The organism is Acidithiobacillus sulfurivorans, assembly GCF_018853815.1.
Classification (GTDB): domain Bacteria; phylum Pseudomonadota; class Gammaproteobacteria; order Acidithiobacillales; family Acidithiobacillaceae; genus Acidithiobacillus; species Acidithiobacillus sulfurivorans.
Genome location: NZ_JAAOMP010000131.1, coordinates 1 through 17615 on the forward strand (window position 1 = coordinate 1; position 17615 = coordinate 17615).

Below are 17615 nucleotides of genomic sequence, written 5' to 3' on the forward strand. Positions count from 1 at the left end.
AACAGGACCGTGAAACACTGCAGCGCCTATGATAGTTGAGGGCCTCCCTCCGCGAAAGTCGGTCACCGCCAGACTCCTATACCTTAGCCCTGCTTCTTTTTGAAGCAGGGCTAATTTTTTGTCAGGACGTCCTTTGGGGTCATGCGTCATTGCCCGCTGCGTAGCCAGATGCCCAGGCCCACTGAAAATTGTATCCCCCCAACCAGCCAGTCACATCCACAACCTCTCCAATAAAATAAAGTCCGGAGACGATTTTCGATTCCATGGTGCTGGAGGAAAGTTCGGCAGTATCTATACCCCCAAGGGTCACTTCAGCTTTACGATACCCCTCTGTACCACTAGGGAGAATGGACCATTGCTGGAGCTTTTGGGCAATAGAAGCCAATTCCAGGTCTGGATAATTACCCAGAGGCTGATTGTGCCAATAAAGATCGCACATGGTTTGGGCAAGACGGTTGGGCAGTATTTCGGACAAGCTGCTTTTCAGGAATGATTGGGGTTTTTCCATTTTTAATTGCCGCAAGTACTCATAAACATCCAGTTCTGGCAGCAAATCAATCTCGACGGCTTTACCTTCTTGCCAGAAGGACGAGATCTGCAAAATGACCGGGCCACTGAGGCCGCGATGGGTGAACAATAACCCGGCACGGAAATGCTGTTTGTTGAAATGGGTTTCTGCAGAACTCACAGACACTCCGGCAAGGCCACTTAATGGTTCATGAGCACGGCCAGTCAAGGTGAGCGGCACTAAACCCGGTCGGGTATTTTGTAGGGTATGACCAAACTGCTGCCCCAGTTGATAGCCGAAACCACTGGCCCCCAGGCTGGGAATGGAAAGCCCGCCAGTAGCTATGACTAGGGATTCTGCGCTGAAATTTCCCTGATTGCTTTCGATATGAAAAATATCCTCCTCTTTTTTGCAGGAAATTATGCTGCACTGAGTGTGGATATCCACATTGGCGGCTTGGCACTCTCCAGCAAGCATGGCCACAATCTGTTTGGAGGATCCATCACAAAATAGTTGTCCGGCTTCTTTTTCATGGTAGGCGATCTGGTATTTTTCAACCAGTTCGATGAAATTTTCCGGGGTATAGCGAGCCAGCGCAGATTTGGCAAAGTGTTTGTTTGCGCTTAAATAGTTAGCAGCAGCTACGGAAAGGTTGGTAAAATTACAATGGCCACCGCCAGACATCAGAATTTTTTTGCCGATACGATTGGCATGATCCACAAGAATGACTTTGCGTCCACGCTGTCCCGCTGTGATGGCGCACATCAATCCGGCGGCACCAGCGCCAATGATGAATACTTCTGTATGCTCTGACATGATCTTTTGTGGAGCCCTTCAATCAGGAGGTTGACAATACCAACCGGTCGGTTCTAGATTGTGATGACTTATTTTATAACATCGAAGAGGTGAGTATATGGATGTCATTACCGCAGTCCAGCAACGTCGTGCAGCCAAGTCCTTTGATCCGCATCATCAGATGTCTGCCGAAACCAAAAGAACGCTTCTGGAGCACGCTTCTTTAGCGCCCAGTGCCTACAATATTCAGCATTGGCGGATTGTGGATGTGCAGGATCCGCAGCTGCGTGCGGCCATTCGTGAACAAGCCTGGGGTCAGGCACAAGTCACCGATGCATCGGCGCTTTTTGTTTTATGTGCAGATTTGGAGGCGTGGCAGGAAGATCCGCAACGTTACTGGGCGACTTCTCCGCAGCCGGTCCAGGATTTTTTATTGCCGAAACTGGATGAATACTATCGCGGCAAGCCGGAAATTGCGCGGGATGAAGCCATGCGCACCCTTGGCATTTTTGGAATGACGCTGATGTTGTTGGCTCAGGATCTTGGTTATGACTCCTGTCCGATGGATGGTTTTGATTTTGATGCTGTGGCAAAACTGATCCATTTGCCAGAAAATCATGCAATCGGGTACATGATCGCCGTGGGTAAAGGGACCGAAAATGCCTGGGAAAGAAATCGGGTTGACATCCAGTCCCTGGTAAAAATAGATCATTTTTAGTGATTCAGAGAGTTAACGTACTATAATCCAGTTCCAGTTGATACGGGCAGGAAATTCCTGCAGGAGAGAGGGCAATGCCAGTCAATGAAGGAAGCGTGGATCGTCTGGTCCGGGTGATTGTGGGCTTGGTGATTATTGTGGTTCTCGCAGTATTCTTGCACGGTGAAAACAAATGGTGGGCGGTGGTAGGATTGGTGCCACTGATTACTGGAATCACTGGTTTTTGTGGGTTGTACACTTTGCTGGGCATCAAAACCTGCCCGGTAAAAAAGAATTCCTGAGATCAGGGCGTATCCTCCTTAGCTCAGTGAAAGGTTTAGTGGATTTAGAAGGCACGGTCATCCCGTGCCTTCTGTTTATCAGGCATAGCCAGGAAAAACATTGCTGCATAAAAGACGACTGATTTTTATTCTGGGCATGTTGAGTGCCTTTGGCCCGATGTCTATTGATATGTACCTTCCCAGTCTGCCGACGCTGTCCCGCTATTTTACAGCGCCACATCTGGCAGTGCAGTTGACTCTGGCGAGTTTTTTTGTGGGACTTTCTCTGGGGCAGCTGTTTTTTGGGACGCTTTCGGATCGTTTTGGACGCCGCCGACCTCTGTTGCTGGGACTGATACTGTATGTGCTGACTTCGGCTGGCTGTGCTCTATCTCCCTCTATTGAGGTGCTGATCGGTCTACGTTTTATGCAGGGGCTGGGAGCATGCGCAGGTCTGGTGATTTCCCGGGCCGTGGTGCGTGATCTGTTTACCCCCAAGGAAGCGCCACATATTTTTGCCGCCATGATTCTGGTGATGGGCCTTGCCCCTATTATTGCGCCGTTGATGGGCGGGTATTTGCTGGTCTGGTTGGGATGGCAGAGTATTTTCTGGTTATTGACGGTATTCGGGTTGTTTATTTTTGGACTGGTCTATCTGGGATTGCGCGAAACGCATCAGCCCACAGCAGAGCACTCCCTGGTAATAAGCAAGGTGTTGCGGCGTTACCACGCACTTTTGCTGGACCGGCGTTTTATGGCTTTTTCTTTGGTCTATGCCATGTGCTACGGCGGCATGTTTGCGTATATTGCCGGATCGCCCTTTGTGTTTATTGATCTTTATAAAGTCCCAGCCAACAGTTTTGGCTGGATATTCGGTGCCAATGCCTTGGGCCTGGTAGTAATGTCGCAACTCAACCGAATCCTGCATCGGCGCTACACAGCAGAAGGAATCCTCCAGACGGTGGTGATCATTCAGTTGCTGGCGGGTATCGTATTGTTTATCATTGGTTATTATCCAGAAATCAGCATGTTTGCGATTATGCTGCCGCTGTTCATCTATGTAGCGAGCATTGGTCTGGTTGGCCCCAATGCCACGGCCCTGGCGATGGCCGGGCAAGGCGCTCATGCGGGCGGCGCCTCAGCACTGCTCGGAGCCATGCAGTTCACGGCTGCATCTGTTTCTGCCATTGTCATTGGCAGTATGGTCATGCACAGTGCGTTACCATTGGGCATGACCATTTTGGGTTGTGCTGCCGTTGCGGTGGTCGGCTTGCGCTACGCCCGCAAGCTGCAAGATCCTGCCCTGCTCATGAAAAGCTGAATGGACTTTTTAGCAGGAGCCCGGCCGGCATAACCATGCGTCGCTGACCTGACCATTGGCATCAAGACGCACATGCACTTGTCCTTGTTGTCGCAGACGCTGATCTCCAGCAGCCCCAAAGGGGACCAGTTCTTCAAAATCAAACTGACAAAGCACAATCACTTCATTGCCCACATGCTCGGGAAGACTGCAGTGACACTGTGCACCTTCCCTGAGCGCCACACCACCCATGCTGGTGAAGCTGGCCAGCAGTTGTTTTTGCTCCAGATAGTCCAATATGCCCGACTGGACGACGGGGTCTTCCCAAATATTCATGTGAGGGCTCCTCAGATGCGCTACAAATGATGGTCTATACTATACAGCGTAGTTCAATGATGACACTGCGTGCTGGCGCGCCGTGCCTGAATTCTGAAAAGGGGGCTTTTTGTATTTTTCGACAAAAATCGCACTTTGGGAGGATCGGCAATGATGGCGAGTCCTGCCCTGATAGTCGGGATTTTTGCCGCTGCAGTGTTGCTGGTGTTAATGGGTATTCTCTGGATATCGGGTCTGCTCGGCGGACAACACCCCAATCGCAATAAAAATATTCCTTTTGAAAGTGGGCTGGGAGCCAACACCAGTACGCATCCGCGAACCCCCATTGCCTTTTATCTCCTGGCCGTTTCCTTTCTGGTGTTTGAGCTGGAAGCCGCTTTCCTTTTTGCCTGGGCGGTGGCTTTTCATACCTTGGGCTGGGGGCCGATCGTGGCCGGGTTGGCTTTTATGGTGATTCTGGGTCTGGGCTTGTTTTATGAGTGGCGTATGGGAGGTTTGCAATGGCATTAGCTCCGGGCCCCTTGTCTTTGCTGGTGGGCAAATTTGAAGAAATGCTGGCGTGGAGTCGGGCAGGTTCTCTCTGGCCTCTGAATTTTGGCACTTCCTGCTGTTTTATTGAAATGGTTGCTGCCGTGACGCCCCGCCATGATTTGTCGCGATTTGGTGCCGAGGTGCTGCGCGGCTCGCCCCGGCAGTCGGATGTGCTGATCACTTCAGGAACGATTTTCGTGAAAATGGCTCCCATGATTCTGGAGATATATGAACAAATGCTGGAGCCCAAATGGGTAATTTCCATGGGCTCCTGTTCCAACTCCGGGGGCATGTATGATGTATACAGCGTGGTCCAGGGTATTGATCGACTGCTGCCAGTAGATATTTATGTGCCGGGTTGTCCACCCCGTCCGGAAGCCCTGATGGACGGTTTGTTATTATTGCAGCAGAAAATCCGGCGAAATCCTCCCCGGATATTTCAGCGGGAGCTGACCAATGCTTCTGGCTGAGATGCTGCAAAAGCACTTTGCTGCGAGTCCAGTTACTGATGGGCGGGATGGCTGGCCGGATTTCCTGCTGCCCGAAGAGCAGCTGCTGCCAGCCATGCAATTCCTGCATGAACAAATGCAACCGTCTTTTCCGATGTTGCTGGATTTGACGGCCGTGGATGAAGGACCGCAGGGTGACTCAGAGGCTGCACAATATACCCTGACCTATCATCTGCACGGACTGGAGGGTTGTGGTGCCCTGCGTTTGCGGGTGACACACTGCGACGCCGAGCTTCCGGTACCGTCGATAACCGGTATTTTTGCCAATGCCAATTGGTATGAACGGGAAGTGTACGATCTGTTTGGTCTGCAGTTCAGTGGTCACCCGGATTTGCGGCGCATTTTACTCCCGCCCCTCTGGGAAGGGCACCCGCTACGAAAAAGCGAAGCCATCCGCGCCACAGAACGTCCTGCCTATCGTTTGAGCAAAACCGATTTGCAGGAAGCACTCAAAGCCTACAGCGATGAGGTATTGCCTCCAGAATCCGGGCAGACGGTACTGAATGTTGGCCCACATCATCCCGGAACCCACGGAATTTTGCGCTTTGTACTGAAAATTTCCGGGGAAAAAATTGCCAGCGTGGACCCCGATATTGGTTATCACCATCGGGGTGTGGAAAAAATAGCCGAAGGACATACGTTCCATAATTTTATTCCCTATACCGACCGGGTGGATTATCTGGGGGGAATCCTGGGCGAGTTTCCCTATGTTCGTGCGGTGGAGATGCTGGCGGATTTGCAATTGCCGGATCGCGCCGAAGGTATCCGGACCTTGTTGGCGGAAATCTGCCGGATATCTTCCCATTTGGTGTGGTTGGGAAGCTATGGAAATGATCTCGGCACCATGGGGCCGGCATTTTATGCGTTTCGGGATAGAGCGCTGCTGCTCGATCTGATCGAAAAATATACAGGCGGGCGTCTGCATCCACAGTTTTTTCGGATTGGTGGAGTAGCGGCTGATTTGCCGGAGGACTGGCGCGATGATCTGCTGCAAGTCCTTCAGAAAGTGGAGTCGGGTTTGCGCGATACGGAGACGCTCACCGTAGGGAATCCGATTTTCCGTGCCCGCACCCAGGGGATTGGGGTGTTGTCAGCGGCGCAGGCAGAAAAGTGGGGTGCTTCGGGTATTGTCTTGCGTAGTACGGGCAAAGCCTGGGATATGCGCAAAGCAGCACCCTACGGGTTATACGACGTTCTTGATTTTGAGGTGCCGACCTCCACCGATGGGGATGCTTTAGCCAGGACCCAACTGCATATTGATGAAATTCGCGAAAGTATCCGGATGCTTCGTCAGCTCGCCGACAAAATGCCGGATGGTGCGACTCTGGCCGCTGACGCCCGGTACGCCTTGCCACCCAAAGACCATACCTTGCGGGATATTGAAACGCTGATTCATCATTTCGAGCAGATGGCGGGCGAAATCGGTCCTCCCGCAGGACAGGTGCTGAGCATCACTGAGTCGGCGCGCGGCATGCTCGCCTATTACATTGTGGCTGATGGCAGCGCCCATCCTTACCGGCTAAGGGTACGGACTCCTTCCTTTCCCCATGTCCAGCTGATTACCGAACTGGGGCGCGATACGGCTCTCCCCGATTTTATTGCCACGATTGGATCCATAGATTATGTCCTCGCCGACCTCGATCGTTGACTTGCATGATGAATCGCTTCTCGCCAGGTTGCAGGATCTGGTGGCGGCGTCACCTGTTCCAGAAGCGGCCATCAGTGAAGTCCTGCAGGTCCTGCAAAAGGCCCGAGGCTACATTGATGGGGAGGCATTGCGTCTGGCAGCGTCTTTGACCGGGTTGAGTCCGGTCAAGGTCGAAGAGCTTTGCACCTTTTACAGTCTGGTGTTGCGTGAACCGGTGGGCACCCATGTTCTGCGCATATGCGACAGCATCGCCTGCCATATGGCCGGGGCTCAGGATATCCTGACCCAGGCCCGCCAGCATTCGGGCGTGGATCTCGGTGAGGTCAGTCGCAGTGGCAAGCTGACGGTGATACCGCATGTCTGCATTGGCCTCTGTGATCGGGCCCCCGCCCTGATGGTAGATGACCAGGCGCTGGGGCCGGTGGATACCCAGACATTGACCCAGCTTTTGGCACAACTGGAGGCGGATATATGGAAGCCATCCTGAGCCGACATTTTGCAGATCCCGATCCGGCAGATCTGCGCGCTTACCGGGATGCCGGGGGGTATGTGGGGCTTGCAAGAGCCGTGCAGATGGATCCTGCTGATATTATTGCGGAACTAGAAAAATCCGGACTTCGGGGTTGTGGTGGTGCGGGCTTTCCGACGGGCCTCAAATGGCGCCTGCGCGGAGTTGATGCTCCTGAACCGCGTTATCTGGTTTGCAATCTGGATGAAACCGAGCCGGGCAGCATCAAGGACCGGGCTCTGCTTTTCGGGGCCCCGCACCATATTCTGGAAGGCATGTTCATTGCGGCTCATGCTTTGGGTGTGCGTTATGCCGTCATTTTTGTACGGGGTGAATATGCAGCAGGTGCCCGTGTTCTGGAAAAAGCGCTGTATCAGGCCCGCGAGGCAGGATTAATGCGCTTGCCTGATGGCGATTTGCGCCTGGATATTCATGTTTCTTTGGGACGCTATATTTGTGGCGAAGATTCGGCCATTCTGAATGCCATTGAAGGCAAACGCGCAAATCCGCGTAAAAAACCTCCGCATATCAGTCAACAGGGGCTCTGGCAGCAACCGACTACCGTCAACAACGCCGAAAGTATTGCGCATTTGCCGGGTATTTTCGCGCACGGCGCGGACTGGTTTCGCAGCCTGGGCGTCAATGGTGGCGTGGGCAGCAAATTGTACAGTGTCTGCGGCCCTGCGAAACGCCCCGGTGTTTTTGAATTGCCCATGGGAACGACCGCTCAGGAAATACTGTTTGAACATGCCGGAGGTTTGCAGCCAGGACGCACTTTGCGCGCGGTGTTGCCGGGTGGCTCCTCCACGCCCTTTCTGATGCCCGAAAACTTCGATACGCCCATGCATTTTGATGCGGTGGCCAAAGTCGGTTCCCGACTGGGTACAGGGGGCTTCATTCTGATGGATGATCGGCAGTGCCCCGTCGATTTTCTGGTGGCGACGACCCGGTTTTTCGCGCGCGAATCGTGTGGATTCTGCACCCCCTGCCGGGAAGGCTTGCCCTATGTGCGCTGGTTGCTGGAGCGGATTGAGGCTGGAGAAGGCAGTGCCGAGGATATAAAGACCTTGCATCAGCTCGGTGGGCAAATTGCGCCCAACAGTTTTTGTGCGTTGGCTCCGGGAGCGCTGATGCCGGTGCTTTCGGGTTTACATGCCTTTGCGGATGATTTTGAGGCGCATGTTCGTCTGGGTCATTGTCCATATCGGGGGCCTCAATCATGAAGCATGTATTTTTTCTGGATGGTCAGGAGATTCCCTTCATCCCTGGACAGAACGTGCTGGAGGCGGCTATTGCTGCCGGAAAAGATCAGCAGATCCCCTATTTTTGTTTTCATCCCGCCTTGGGAAGTCTGGGGGCTTGTCGGCAATGTGCCGTGAAAATGTACTCCCATGACAGCAAACACCCCCCCCGGATTACCATGGCCTGCCTGCTGCCAGCCAGCGATGGCCTGCAACTGGTTACTCTGGAAGACGACGTGCATACCGAGCATCGGGAAATCATTGAGCTATTGATGACCAATCATCCACTTGACTGCCCGGTCTGTGATGAGGGTGGACAATGTCATCTTCAGGATATGACGGTGCAGACCGGACATAGCGTGCGCCATTACAGCGGTCCGAAGCGTACCTATCGCAATCAGGACCTCGGTCCTTTGGTGTATCAGGAAATGAATCGCTGTATTACCTGCTATCGCTGCGTGCGTTTTTATCAGGATGCTGCTCAGGGTGAAGATTTCGGGGTGTTCGGCTCCCGCAACCGGGTCAGCTTTGGACGCCTGGAAGATGGGCCGCTGGAAAGTCCTTTCAGTGGGAATCTGGTCGAAGTCTGTCCGACGGGCGTATTTACGGACAAGGTTTTTCGTCATGATTATGTCAGGGTTTGGGATTTGCAGCAGGGTCCTTCGGTATGCCCTCATTGCGCGGTGGGTTGCAATACTACCCCTGGAGCGCGTCTGGGAACCTTGCGCCGTATTCGTAACCGCATACGGCCGGAAATAAATGGTCACTTCCTCTGTGACCGGGGCCGCTATGCTTTTCCCTACGCGACGGCAAATTCCCGGCCTCTGCAGCCTCGCCTACAGGGGGAGCCCAGCCGTCAGGATGCCGTCTTGCGTCAGCTGGCCAGCCGTCTGGAAGAGGGACGCAGTGGCTTCCTGGGCTCCCCGCGCGAAGATCTGCACAGTAATCTGGGTCTTTTTGCACTGGCAGATTGCCTGCATGCGCCCTTTGCTGCGGTAACCAGTTCCTGGGCAGAAGCTCTGGCGCAACAATGCCTGGCACTTCCGCAGGCGCCCAGTTTGCAGGAGGTGGCGGCGGCCGACCGCATTGTGGTCATCGGCGATCTGGACAGCATTGCCCCCATGGCGGGTTTTGCAGTACGTCAGGCATTGCGCCAGGGCGCACGTTTGACGGTGCTGGCCAGCAGCCGGACCGAACTTGCCCAAAAAGGGGATTATCGACCTTTACGCCCCAGTGCCTTGCGTGATCAGGTTGCTCGACTGGCGGATGATCCCTGTTTGCAGGGGGGACGGTTTCCGGTGTTGTTGGCTACCGCTGAAACCCTGGGCCCATCTGGTTTGTATGCACTGCGCAAAACCCTGGAAAAACTGCCTGCCAACGCCCGGGCCGGTGCTTTTGTCAATCGACCCAATTTGTTTGGGGCCGCCTATTTTGCGGCAGACGGTCATACCGAGCGTCTGCAGCAGGCTTTACGGCAACGCAAAATCAATCATCTGCTTTGTTTGGGCGCTGATCCCTTGGGCGAGGACTGGGGGGCGGGTACCTGGCGAACGCTCGCTCCAGGTCTGGATGGTCTGACCTTGCTGGATATGGTCGATTCGGAAACGGCCAGAAGCGCAGAAGCCTTAATACCCGTGGCGGCCTTTCCTGAGCGGGCTGGTTTATTTGTGAATTATGAAGGCCGGATTCAGGCGTTTTCACCGGTTTATCGTCGCGAGGCGCAGGTGCTGCACTCGGCGGTGCATGGCAGCGGCTTTCCCGAGGCGGCCGGTGGCTTGAAGCACCCGCTCGGTCCGCCGCCGCCTTTGTTTTGGCTGGGTCGTCTGGCTGAAATGCTGCACTTGCACGAAGCTTGGCAAAAACGTCTGGATTTTTATTTGCATTTTCTGTGTCCTGAACAGCCAGATCCAGAGGGCCCCGGAGTTTTGTTACCAGACACTATTCGTGCCCGCTTTGAAATCGCCGCACTTCCGGCAACCCGGGCGGTGACGCCCGAGCAATGGGAACTCGATATTTTTCGCTGGTATGGTGGGGAAACGCTGGCTGACACGGCAGACGAACTGCATTCTCTGGCTCCGGCCCGGGGTTTGCGGGTGCATCCGGACGTTCAGGCCGTCGCTGCCACTTTGCATGGTCCTTGCGGAGATCTGCAGTTGCCGGTCATTGCCTGCGCAGAAATGGTCCAAGGGGTCATTGCCATTGATCAGGAAGGTTTCGCCGAGCTGGGCTTATATCCTGGTGATCCCGTCGAAGTCAGCTGGGAGCAAAGCCGATGAGGCTTTTTCTGATGGCTCTGGGCATGTTATTTACCACCCTGGTTTTGCTGGGCGTGGCGGGTTTTCTGGTCTTTGCAGAGCGGCGGGTTCTGGGTTTTCTGCAGAATCGTCTGGGCCCCAATCGACTGGGTCCTCTGGGCATCGGCCAGGCGCTTGCTGATGCCCTCAAGTTGATGAGCAAAGAAAATTTTGTGCCCGATTTTGCCGATCCGGTACTTTACCGGGCGGCGCCGGTTCTGGTGGCCTTCAGCGCTTTGGCCAGCTTTGCCGTGGTGCCGCTGGATCATCATTTTTCCTGGGCAGGCAACTGGAATATCGGTTTGTTGTTCATTCTGGCCATGAGTTCCCTGAATGCCTACGGAGTATTTTTGGGGGGATGGGCTTCGGGCAACAAGTTTTCCCTGCTGGGCGCAGTCCGGGCAGTGGCCCAGTTGGTCAGCTATGAGTTACCCATGGGACTGGCTCTTTTGGGTGTGGTATTGCTGAGTGGATCGCTGTCCCTCAATGGGATCGTCGCGGCGCAAAATCTGCCCTATATCGTCCTTCAACCTTTGGGTTTTGTCATTTTTCTGATAGCCGGTGTGGCCGAAACTCACCGCCTTCCCTTTGATTTGCCCGAAGCGGAAAGTGAATTGGTGGCTGGATTTAATACAGAATACGGGGGGATGCGCTTTGGCTATTTCTTCCTGGGAGAGTATCTTGGCCTGACTTTGATCGCAGTGCTTACGGCATTGCTCTACCTCGGCGGCTGGCATGGTCCCTGGCTACCCGGATGGATATGGTTGCTGATCAAGACGGCAGCGGTGATTTTTGTGTTTTTCTGGTTGCGGGCGACCTTGCCCCGACCGCGTTATGACCAGTTGATGGCCTTGGGCTGGAAAGTGCTTCTGCCTCTGGCATTGTTCAATGTGCTTGCGACGGCTTTGGCGGCAGCTTTGTGGAGGCTGGCATGAGTGTCTGGCGCAATATTTCCGAACTGGGCGCAGGGCTGTGGACGACTTTGCGTCAGCTGGGCCGGACTTCAACCGTCAGCTATCCTGAGGAGCCTTTGAACTTGCCGCCACGCTGGCGGGGACGGCCCGTACTTACGCGTGATCCCGACGGTGATGAGCGCTGCGTTGCCTGCCAGCTTTGTTCCGCAGTATGTCCGACGCGTTGCATTGAATTGCAAGCCGGAGAGCGCCCTGATACGCGCCGCTATCCCCTGACGTTCCGTATTAATTTTTCCCGTTGCATTTATTGCGGCCTCTGTGAGGAGGCCTGTCCGACGCTGGCCATCCAGCTCCTCGATGAATTTGCTTTCAGCAAAGAACATCACGCTGATTTTATCTACGAAAAAGAGGCGTTGCTCATTGACGGGACGGGTAAGCATCCGCATTACAATTTTTATCGGCATTCCGGAGTGGCTCTGCAAGACAAGGATAAAGGTGAGGGCATCAACGAAAAAACGCCCGTCAATGTCCGGAGTAATCTGCCATGATGATTTTTCTGATCTTGCTGTTATTGTTGATTATCCTGACGACTGGAGCAGCGCTGCTGGTGGTCCGTGATCCCATGCATGGCGCGGTGAATCTGGGAGTCAGCCTGCTGGCCTTGAGTATCTTGTTTCTGGTGCTGGGAGCACCTTTTGTCGCGGCCCTGGAAGTGATGTTGTATGTGGGCGCTATTCTGGTCCTTTTTCTTTTTGCCATCATGTTGTTACGCACCTCGCTGACCACCCGGGAAGAACCCCGCTGGCGCCGGGGTTTCTGGTGGCCAGCGGTGCTCATGGTTCTGCTGACGGCCGTCCTGATTCTTCTTTTCAGCCGTCGCCCGGATCTCCTGGTGGTTATTCAGGAAATAGGTCCAGGTACGGTAGGGCGTGCCCTTTTCGGTCCCTATCTCTGGCTCACGGAGGCTGTGGCGCTGCTGCTTTTTGCCGTCATTGCCGCCGTGCTGGCAATTCATCGGAGGGATGATCATGACGCTTGAACTCACACTGGTGATTGCCGCATTACTTTTTGTGATTGGAGTGGCGTTGATCATTTTGCGCCGTAATCTCATTTTTTTGTTACTGGGCATTGAATTGCTCTTTAACGCTGCCATGGTCATTGCCCTGGCCGGAGGTGCCCGCTGGCATTCTGTCACTGGGCAAGTACTGGTGGTGTTCATGATGGCGCTGAGCGGTGCGGCCCTGGCTTTGACCCTGGCTTTGTTGCTGCGCGTCAAGCAGGAACTGGGCGGGGATACGGTAGATGACCTGCGGCAGCTTCGGGAGGAAGTCGATGAATGAGTGGCTTTTTCTAATCCCTGGCTTCCCTCTGCTGGGTGCTTTGCTAAATGGTATTTTTGGCGAACATGTTTCGCCACGGCACATAGGGCGCATGGCCGCAACCATGCCCTTCCTGTCCACCCTGGTGGTATTCGCGGTCTGGATGACCCACGGTCGCGATCCCAATCTCCATGATCAGGTCTGGACCTGGATTTCGGTGGGTAATTTCCATGCCAATATTGGCTTTCATGTCGATCAAGTGACTTTGGTCATGATCAGTATTGCCTCCTTTGTAGGTTTTCTGATCCATCTGTTTTCCCAGCAATATCTGAACGGGGATTACGGCGAGCGGCGCTACTATTTTTATTTGAATTTATTTGTGGGCGGAATGCTGATTCTCACCATGGCAGATAACCTGCTGCTTCTGTACCTGGGCTGGGAGACGGTCGGCTTGTGTTCTTATGCCCTAGTGGCGCACTGGTATCGCAAACAGGAAAATGCCTGGGCCGGGCGCAAGGCATTTGTGGTGACCCGCATTGGGGATACGGCCCTGGCATTGGCAATATTTATCCTTTTTGCCGAATATCACACCCTCAATTACCAAACCCTGTTTGCGGCTGTAGCGGCACATCCCGATCTGCTGGCCCTGACCATAGCGGGAATTTTGGTGTTGATTGGTGCTGTCGCTAAATCTGCGCAGTTTCCTCTGCACATCTGGTTACCTGATTCCATGGCCGGTCCCAGTACGGTCTCCGCCCTGATTCATGCGGCTACCATGGTCACCGCTGGCGTGTATTTGTGTATTCGTCTGTACCCTGTTTTTGCAGCAGTCCCCGGGATGCTCTGGGTGATCGGGTTGAGTGGCGCTTTTACCGCTCTGTATGCGGCAAGTTGCGGTATTGCTCAGGTGGACATCAAGCGGGTGCTGGCGTACTCCACCATCAGCCAACTGGGCTACATGTTCCTCGGGGTGGGCATTGGTGCCCCTTCGCTCGGCCTTTTTCACCTGCTTGTACATGCTTGTTTCAAGGCGCTGTTGTTTATGGGCGCGGGTGTGGTCATTCTCATCTATAGCGATAATCATGATATTCGCCAGATGGGCGGCCTCAAAAAGCAGCAACCTTTTTTACGATGGACGTTTCTGGCGGGTATTTTTGCCCTGGCTGCCGTACCGGTAGTTTCGGCCTCTTTTTATAGCAAGGACGCCATTATTGCCACAGCATTTATCGTCCCTGGTGGCAAACTGCTCTGGGTCCTGGCTTTGCTGGGCGCGGTATTTACGGCGATTTATGCGTTTCGGCTTTATTTTCTGGTATTTGAAGGCCCGGAAAAGCCGGGTGAGTCCTATCAGATGGGTTGGGGCATGAAAATTCCTCTGGGAATCCTGGCCGTTGCCAGTATTGGTATTGGCTGGCTGCAGTTTCCTCCGGGCTGGCCGGGTCCGAAAATCTGGTTACCCTGGCTGGCTCCGGAACTGGGCATGCCGCCAGCCCCTTCGGGGGATATCAATATTTTTCTGCAGGTGGCGGGTTCGGTAGCCACCCTCATTGGCATCGCCATTGCCTACAAAGCCGCACAATGGGAGCGTGAAGGTCGTGGCCTCAGTCGCATAGCCTTTCTTTTCAATGCCTGGTTTTTTGACCGGATTTTTCTACGCATTTTTCCGCCCATCTGGTACGCATTTGCCCGTATTCTGGATCGACTGGTTGAGCAGGGCGGCTTTCAACTAATGCTGCTTGGTGGATTAAGAGATGGCTTCGGGCTCGGTAGCCGTGCCCTGGAAGCGGGCGAAAATGGTCTGATCAGTCGCTATGCCAGTGGCATGATTCTGGGGCTGGTGGTACTGCTCTTCATCGCCTGGGGGTACTTGTTGTGATCCTTGTAACGGTGTTGATTCTTCTCCCCTGGGGGGCGGCGCTGTGGCTTTCTGCGCAAAAACAAAGTGGTCAGTACTTGGCAATGACCATCGCGCTGGTCGAATTGTTGTTGGCGTTGATTCAGCGTTTTGCCCCCGGAGCCAGCGGCACTTTAGGGCATGCTCTACATATCCCTTATCTGGGTAGTCTTTGGACCTTGCACGCTGGCCCCCTGGGCAGCACCCTGGCGCTTCTGTGCGCTTTGCTGATTCCGGTGAGCCTGGCTTTTGCCTGGCGCTTACCAGAATTCCGGGCGCTGGCGAGTGCCGTGCTGGTGATGTCCGGGGCTTTGTTCGGAATATTTTTCGCTCAGAATGTCCTGATGTTTTATATTTTTTATGAAATCCTCGCGTTGGCAAGCGCTTTCATGATTTTACGCAGTGGTCACAAAAGTCGTGCTGCTGCTCTACAGTTTCTGTTGTACACCTTCGTTGGGTCATTACTTTTTCTGGTCGCACTGGTTGTGGTCTATGTCCTCCACGGTCAGCAGACCGGAATCTATAATTTTTCCATTTTGCAGCTTGCTGACACCCGTATTACCGGGGGGCTCGGTATCTGGCTGTTTTTGGGAATGGTCGCCGGCCTGGCGGTCAAAATGCCACTTTTCCCTCTGCATAGTTGGGCTGGTACTGGCTACGGCAATGCCGCGCCGGCAGGGAGTGTGTTTCTTTCAGGGGCCGCAGTGACGGCGGGCGCTTATGGCCTGATTCATTTTGCTATTCCCATGCTTCCCCAGGCGGCACTGGAGTTTGCCCCGGTCGGCATCATTCTCGGCGCAATCGGGACCCTGTATGGGGCCTTCCTCGCCCTCAATGCTGCCAACCTTCGCCTTTTCGCAGCCTGGGCCAGTGTCAGCCACATGAATCTGGTGGCTCTCGGACTGTTTGCCCTGCAAACGCAGGCGATACATGGCAGTGTGTTTTTGCTGATTGCGCACGGCGTGGTCTCGGCAGGACTGTTCGGCGTAGTCAGCATTATGGAAAGCCGGGGTTTGACTGGAGAATGGGCAGGTCTGGGAGGATTGTTTCGACGCGCTCCCCGTCTCGGTGCCTGGATGCTTTTTTTCTTTCTGGCGGGAATGGGGCTGCCAGGGCTGGCCAATTTCCCGGGTGAATTTCTCAGCCTGGCAGGGGCCTTTCAGGTGCTGCCTTGGGCAGCAGGGCTGGCGACCTTGGGGATACTCGCGGGTGTGGTTTATTTTTTACGTGCCTACGAGCGGATCATGCTGGGTCCGCTGAACGGAACCTTGCCGGATAATCTGGTGGATTTGCAGCAGGGCGAGTGGTTGCTGTTTTGGGTGCTGGGGCTGCTGACCTTGTGGCTCGGGCTGGATCCCCAGGTCATTCTTGCCCATCTGGGTACCATGCTCTCCATTCATAGTGGAGATGTCATTGCCGGAGGTGGTCATGGCTTATAGTCCAACCTTGCTGCCATTACTCATTGTTGGTGCTGCGGCACTGATTGCCTTTCTCGCAGATGCCCTGCGGCTGGGCCGACTCATGCCCTGGTTGGGCGGAATCAGCAGCATTGCTGCTGCAGCCAGTATTTTTGTCGAGCATATGGCTCTGGGAGCCGATCTGTACTGGGATCTCAGCGCCACTCTTCTCGGTGTCTATTTGAGCCTAGCCATGGCTGCGGGACTGTTTTTTATCACCTTTCATCCACTTTCCCGAAAAATGACAGGCAGTTTGGTTGGGCTGTTGCTGACCATGCTGGCGGGTAGCCTGATGTTGGTGAGTGCCCAGAATCTTCTGTTGATGTTTGTTGGTCTGGAGCTGCAGGTGTTACCTTTTTTTGCGTTGCTGGCCTGGCCCGGCAGCGGCCGCGCAGCCGTAGAATCCGCCTTTAAATATGCGGTGCTGGCAGGGCTTGCTTCGGCTCAGTTTGCCATAGGTATTGCCTTGATCTATCTGGGCGATGGCAGTCTGGCGGTGATTCCGCCAATGGGTGATATGACATCAAATGTATTCGGATTAATGGGCGTGCTGGCCTTACTGGCCGCCTTGAGTTTCGAGATTGCCGCTGCGCCTTTTCATGCCTGGGTAGCAGACATTTATCAAGGTGCGCCAGCGCCGTTTCTGATTTTTCTGGCTGGGGTGGCAAAAGTCGCCATTATGGGGGCACTGATTACCCTGGTGGCCGCAACGCCAAAACTCGAAATACCGATTGCCGTCATTGCGGCAACCAGTATTGTGCTGGGTAACATCCTGGCTTATCGCGCCGGACATTTGCGGAGAATGTTGGGCTATTCGGCTATTGCCCATGCCGGTTACTTTCTGGCCGCCCTCGCGGCCGGTCCCCTGGGTATTATGGCGGGTGCTATTTATGCTTTGGTGTATGGTCTGATGAACATAGGGACTTTCATGGGCCTGTCGGCGCTGCCGGAAAACAGTATTGCCATCCCCTGGGCGACATTGCGGGAGCGTCAACCGGTACTGGCCGGGCTTCTGGGCCTGACCTTGCTCTCGCTGGCTGGAATGCCGCCCAGCATCGGTTTTTTTGCCAAACTGCTGGTCATCATTGCCGATGTGCACGATCAGGCCTATTGGTTGGCCATTCTGATTGCTCTCGGTAGCGCCTTTTCTTTTGCTTACTATCTCAGTACCTTGTGGAAACCGTCAGTGCTCAGCAACCCCGACCGTTTGCTGCACCGGCGCAGTTGGGAGACTTTTGCCGCACTGGGTATATTGATCCTGCTATTTGGCTGGTTGCTGGTGCCGTTGGGGATGGGTTGAGAAAATGCGTCGTCACCAGCCCGTATATGCCTTGACATGGCCCCGTTTCATCGCTAATCTCCCGCCCCTCAGTGAAAAACCCG

Annotated in this window: 18 protein-coding genes; 16 read left to right on the plus strand and 2 right to left on the minus strand. The window is 54.3% G+C overall.

Features of this window, described 5'->3' with window-relative positions; all coding sequences use genetic code 11:
• Positions 1-139: 139 nt before the first annotated feature.
• On the minus strand, positions 140-1324 hold the full coding sequence (locus tag HAP95_RS12170; protein WP_215884473.1) for a BaiN/RdsA family NAD(P)/FAD-dependent oxidoreductase: 1185 nt from the start codon (positions 1322-1324) through the stop codon (positions 140-142).
• 97 nt (positions 1325-1421) lie between these two features.
• On the opposite strand from HAP95_RS12170, the gene HAP95_RS12175 reads away from it, so the two are divergent.
• The 3 genes from HAP95_RS12175 (at position 1422) to HAP95_RS12185 (ending at position 3602) form a co-directional block, all read left to right on the plus strand.
• Entirely contained in the window at positions 1422-2021 is a 600-nt protein-coding gene (locus HAP95_RS12175; protein ID WP_215884474.1) for a nitroreductase family protein, read from the plus strand.
• Positions 2022-2095: 74 nt separating this feature from the next.
• A complete protein-coding gene (locus HAP95_RS12180; protein WP_215884475.1) occupies positions 2096-2302 on the plus strand; it encodes a YgaP family membrane protein in 207 nt (68 codons plus the stop codon).
• 100 nt (positions 2303-2402) lie between these two features.
• On the plus strand, positions 2403-3602 hold the full coding sequence (locus HAP95_RS12185; RefSeq protein WP_215884476.1) for a Bcr/CflA family multidrug efflux MFS transporter: 1200 nt from the start codon (positions 2403-2405) through the stop codon (positions 3600-3602).
• Positions 3603-3611: 9 nt separating this feature from the next.
• On the opposite strand, the gene HAP95_RS12190 is transcribed toward HAP95_RS12185, so the two are convergent.
• Positions 3612-3917, minus strand: a complete 306-nt coding sequence (locus tag HAP95_RS12190) for a hypothetical protein (protein ID WP_215884477.1) — start codon at positions 3915-3917, stop codon at positions 3612-3614.
• A gap of 150 nt (positions 3918-4067) precedes the next feature.
• On the opposite strand from HAP95_RS12190, the gene HAP95_RS12195 reads away from it, so the two are divergent.
• The 13 genes from HAP95_RS12195 to HAP95_RS12255 are packed head-to-tail and all read left to right on the plus strand — an operon-like array spanning position 4068 to position 17532.
• Positions 4068-4427: an NADH-quinone oxidoreductase subunit A gene (locus tag HAP95_RS12195; protein WP_215884478.1), complete on the plus strand. Its 360-nt coding sequence runs from the start codon at positions 4068-4070 to the stop codon at positions 4425-4427.
• Positions 4418-4918, plus strand: coding sequence for an NADH-quinone oxidoreductase subunit B (locus HAP95_RS12200; protein ID WP_010640737.1), 501 nt, complete (start codon positions 4418-4420; stop codon positions 4916-4918). The genes HAP95_RS12195 and HAP95_RS12200 overlap by 10 nt, the downstream gene beginning before the upstream one ends.
• Complete coding sequence (gene nuoD, locus HAP95_RS12205; protein ID WP_215884479.1) at positions 4905-6605, plus strand: NADH dehydrogenase (quinone) subunit D; 1701 nt, start codon at positions 4905-4907, stop codon at positions 6603-6605. The genes HAP95_RS12200 and nuoD overlap by 14 nt, the downstream gene beginning before the upstream one ends.
• Positions 6580-7092: an NADH-quinone oxidoreductase subunit NuoE gene (nuoE, locus tag HAP95_RS12210; RefSeq protein WP_226832756.1), complete on the plus strand. Its 513-nt coding sequence runs from the start codon at positions 6580-6582 to the stop codon at positions 7090-7092. Before nuoD ends, nuoE begins: the two co-directional genes overlap by 26 nt.
• Positions 7077-8336: a complex I 51 kDa subunit family protein gene (locus tag HAP95_RS12215; RefSeq protein ID WP_215884480.1), complete on the plus strand. Its 1260-nt coding sequence runs from the start codon at positions 7077-7079 to the stop codon at positions 8334-8336. Before nuoE ends, HAP95_RS12215 begins: the two co-directional genes overlap by 16 nt.
• Entirely contained in the window at positions 8333-10630 is a 2298-nt protein-coding gene (locus HAP95_RS12220; RefSeq protein ID WP_215884481.1) for a 2Fe-2S iron-sulfur cluster-binding protein, read from the plus strand. The genes HAP95_RS12215 and HAP95_RS12220 overlap by 4 nt, the downstream gene beginning before the upstream one ends.
• The gene (nuoH, locus tag HAP95_RS12225; RefSeq protein WP_215884482.1) at positions 10627-11583 is read left to right on the plus strand and encodes an NADH-quinone oxidoreductase subunit NuoH; all 957 of its coding nucleotides are present in this window, start codon (positions 10627-10629) and stop codon (positions 11581-11583) included. The genes HAP95_RS12220 and nuoH overlap by 4 nt, the downstream gene beginning before the upstream one ends.
• Positions 11580-12110 carry an NADH-quinone oxidoreductase subunit NuoI gene (gene nuoI / locus HAP95_RS12230; RefSeq protein WP_215884483.1) on the plus strand — a complete coding sequence of 177 codons (531 nt, stop codon included), beginning with the start codon at positions 11580-11582 and terminating at the stop codon, positions 12108-12110. Before nuoH ends, nuoI begins: the two co-directional genes overlap by 4 nt.
• On the plus strand, positions 12107-12601 hold the full coding sequence (locus HAP95_RS12235; RefSeq protein ID WP_226832757.1) for an NADH-quinone oxidoreductase subunit J family protein: 495 nt from the start codon (positions 12107-12109) through the stop codon (positions 12599-12601). Before nuoI ends, HAP95_RS12235 begins: the two co-directional genes overlap by 4 nt.
• Complete coding sequence (gene nuoK / locus HAP95_RS12240) at positions 12591-12902, plus strand: NADH-quinone oxidoreductase subunit NuoK (protein WP_215884484.1); 312 nt, start codon at positions 12591-12593, stop codon at positions 12900-12902. The genes HAP95_RS12235 and nuoK overlap by 11 nt, the downstream gene beginning before the upstream one ends.
• Positions 12895-14757: an NADH-quinone oxidoreductase subunit L gene (nuoL, locus tag HAP95_RS12245; RefSeq protein WP_215884485.1), complete on the plus strand. Its 1863-nt coding sequence runs from the start codon at positions 12895-12897 to the stop codon at positions 14755-14757. The genes nuoK and nuoL overlap by 8 nt, the downstream gene beginning before the upstream one ends.
• Positions 14754-16214 carry a complex I subunit 4 family protein gene (locus HAP95_RS12250; RefSeq protein ID WP_215884486.1) on the plus strand — a complete coding sequence of 487 codons (1461 nt, stop codon included), beginning with the start codon at positions 14754-14756 and terminating at the stop codon, positions 16212-16214. Before nuoL ends, HAP95_RS12250 begins: the two co-directional genes overlap by 4 nt.
• The gene (locus HAP95_RS12255) at positions 16204-17532 is read left to right on the plus strand and encodes an NADH-quinone oxidoreductase subunit N (RefSeq protein ID WP_215884487.1); all 1329 of its coding nucleotides are present in this window, start codon (positions 16204-16206) and stop codon (positions 17530-17532) included. The genes HAP95_RS12250 and HAP95_RS12255 overlap by 11 nt, the downstream gene beginning before the upstream one ends.
• Positions 17533-17615: the final 83 nt, after the last annotated feature.

Coding starts and splice junctions, on each gene's coding strand:
- HAP95_RS12175 (WP_215884474.1), top strand. CDS start 1,422: ATGGATGTCATTACCGCAGTCCAGCAACGTCGTGCAGCCAAGTCCTTT.
- HAP95_RS12215 (WP_215884480.1), top strand. CDS start 7,077: ATGGAAGCCATCCTGAGCCGACATTTTGCAGATCCCGATCCGGCAGAT.
- HAP95_RS12255 (WP_215884487.1), top strand. CDS start 16,204: ATGGCTTATAGTCCAACCTTGCTGCCATTACTCATTGTTGGTGCTGCG.
- nuoL (WP_215884485.1), top strand. CDS start 12,895: ATGAATGAGTGGCTTTTTCTAATCCCTGGCTTCCCTCTGCTGGGTGCT.
- nuoI (WP_215884483.1), top strand. CDS start 11,580: ATGAGTGTCTGGCGCAATATTTCCGAACTGGGCGCAGGGCTGTGGACG.
- HAP95_RS12190 (WP_215884477.1), bottom strand. CDS start 3,917: ATGAATATTTGGGAAGACCCCGTCGTCCAGTCGGGCATATTGGACTAT.
- HAP95_RS12200 (WP_010640737.1), top strand. CDS start 4,418: ATGGCATTAGCTCCGGGCCCCTTGTCTTTGCTGGTGGGCAAATTTGAA.
- nuoK (WP_215884484.1), top strand. CDS start 12,591: ATGACGCTTGAACTCACACTGGTGATTGCCGCATTACTTTTTGTGATT.
- HAP95_RS12195 (WP_215884478.1), top strand. CDS start 4,068: ATGATGGCGAGTCCTGCCCTGATAGTCGGGATTTTTGCCGCTGCAGTG.
- nuoH (WP_215884482.1), top strand. CDS start 10,627: ATGAGGCTTTTTCTGATGGCTCTGGGCATGTTATTTACCACCCTGGTT.
- nuoD (WP_215884479.1), top strand. CDS start 4,905: ATGCTTCTGGCTGAGATGCTGCAAAAGCACTTTGCTGCGAGTCCAGTT.
- HAP95_RS12235 (WP_226832757.1), top strand. CDS start 12,107: ATGATGATTTTTCTGATCTTGCTGTTATTGTTGATTATCCTGACGACT.
- HAP95_RS12170 (WP_215884473.1), bottom strand. CDS start 1,324: ATGTCAGAGCATACAGAAGTATTCATCATTGGCGCTGGTGCCGCCGGA.
- HAP95_RS12220 (WP_215884481.1), top strand. CDS start 8,333: ATGAAGCATGTATTTTTTCTGGATGGTCAGGAGATTCCCTTCATCCCT.
- nuoE (WP_226832756.1), top strand. CDS start 6,580: ATGTCCTCGCCGACCTCGATCGTTGACTTGCATGATGAATCGCTTCTC.
- HAP95_RS12180 (WP_215884475.1), top strand. CDS start 2,096: ATGCCAGTCAATGAAGGAAGCGTGGATCGTCTGGTCCGGGTGATTGTG.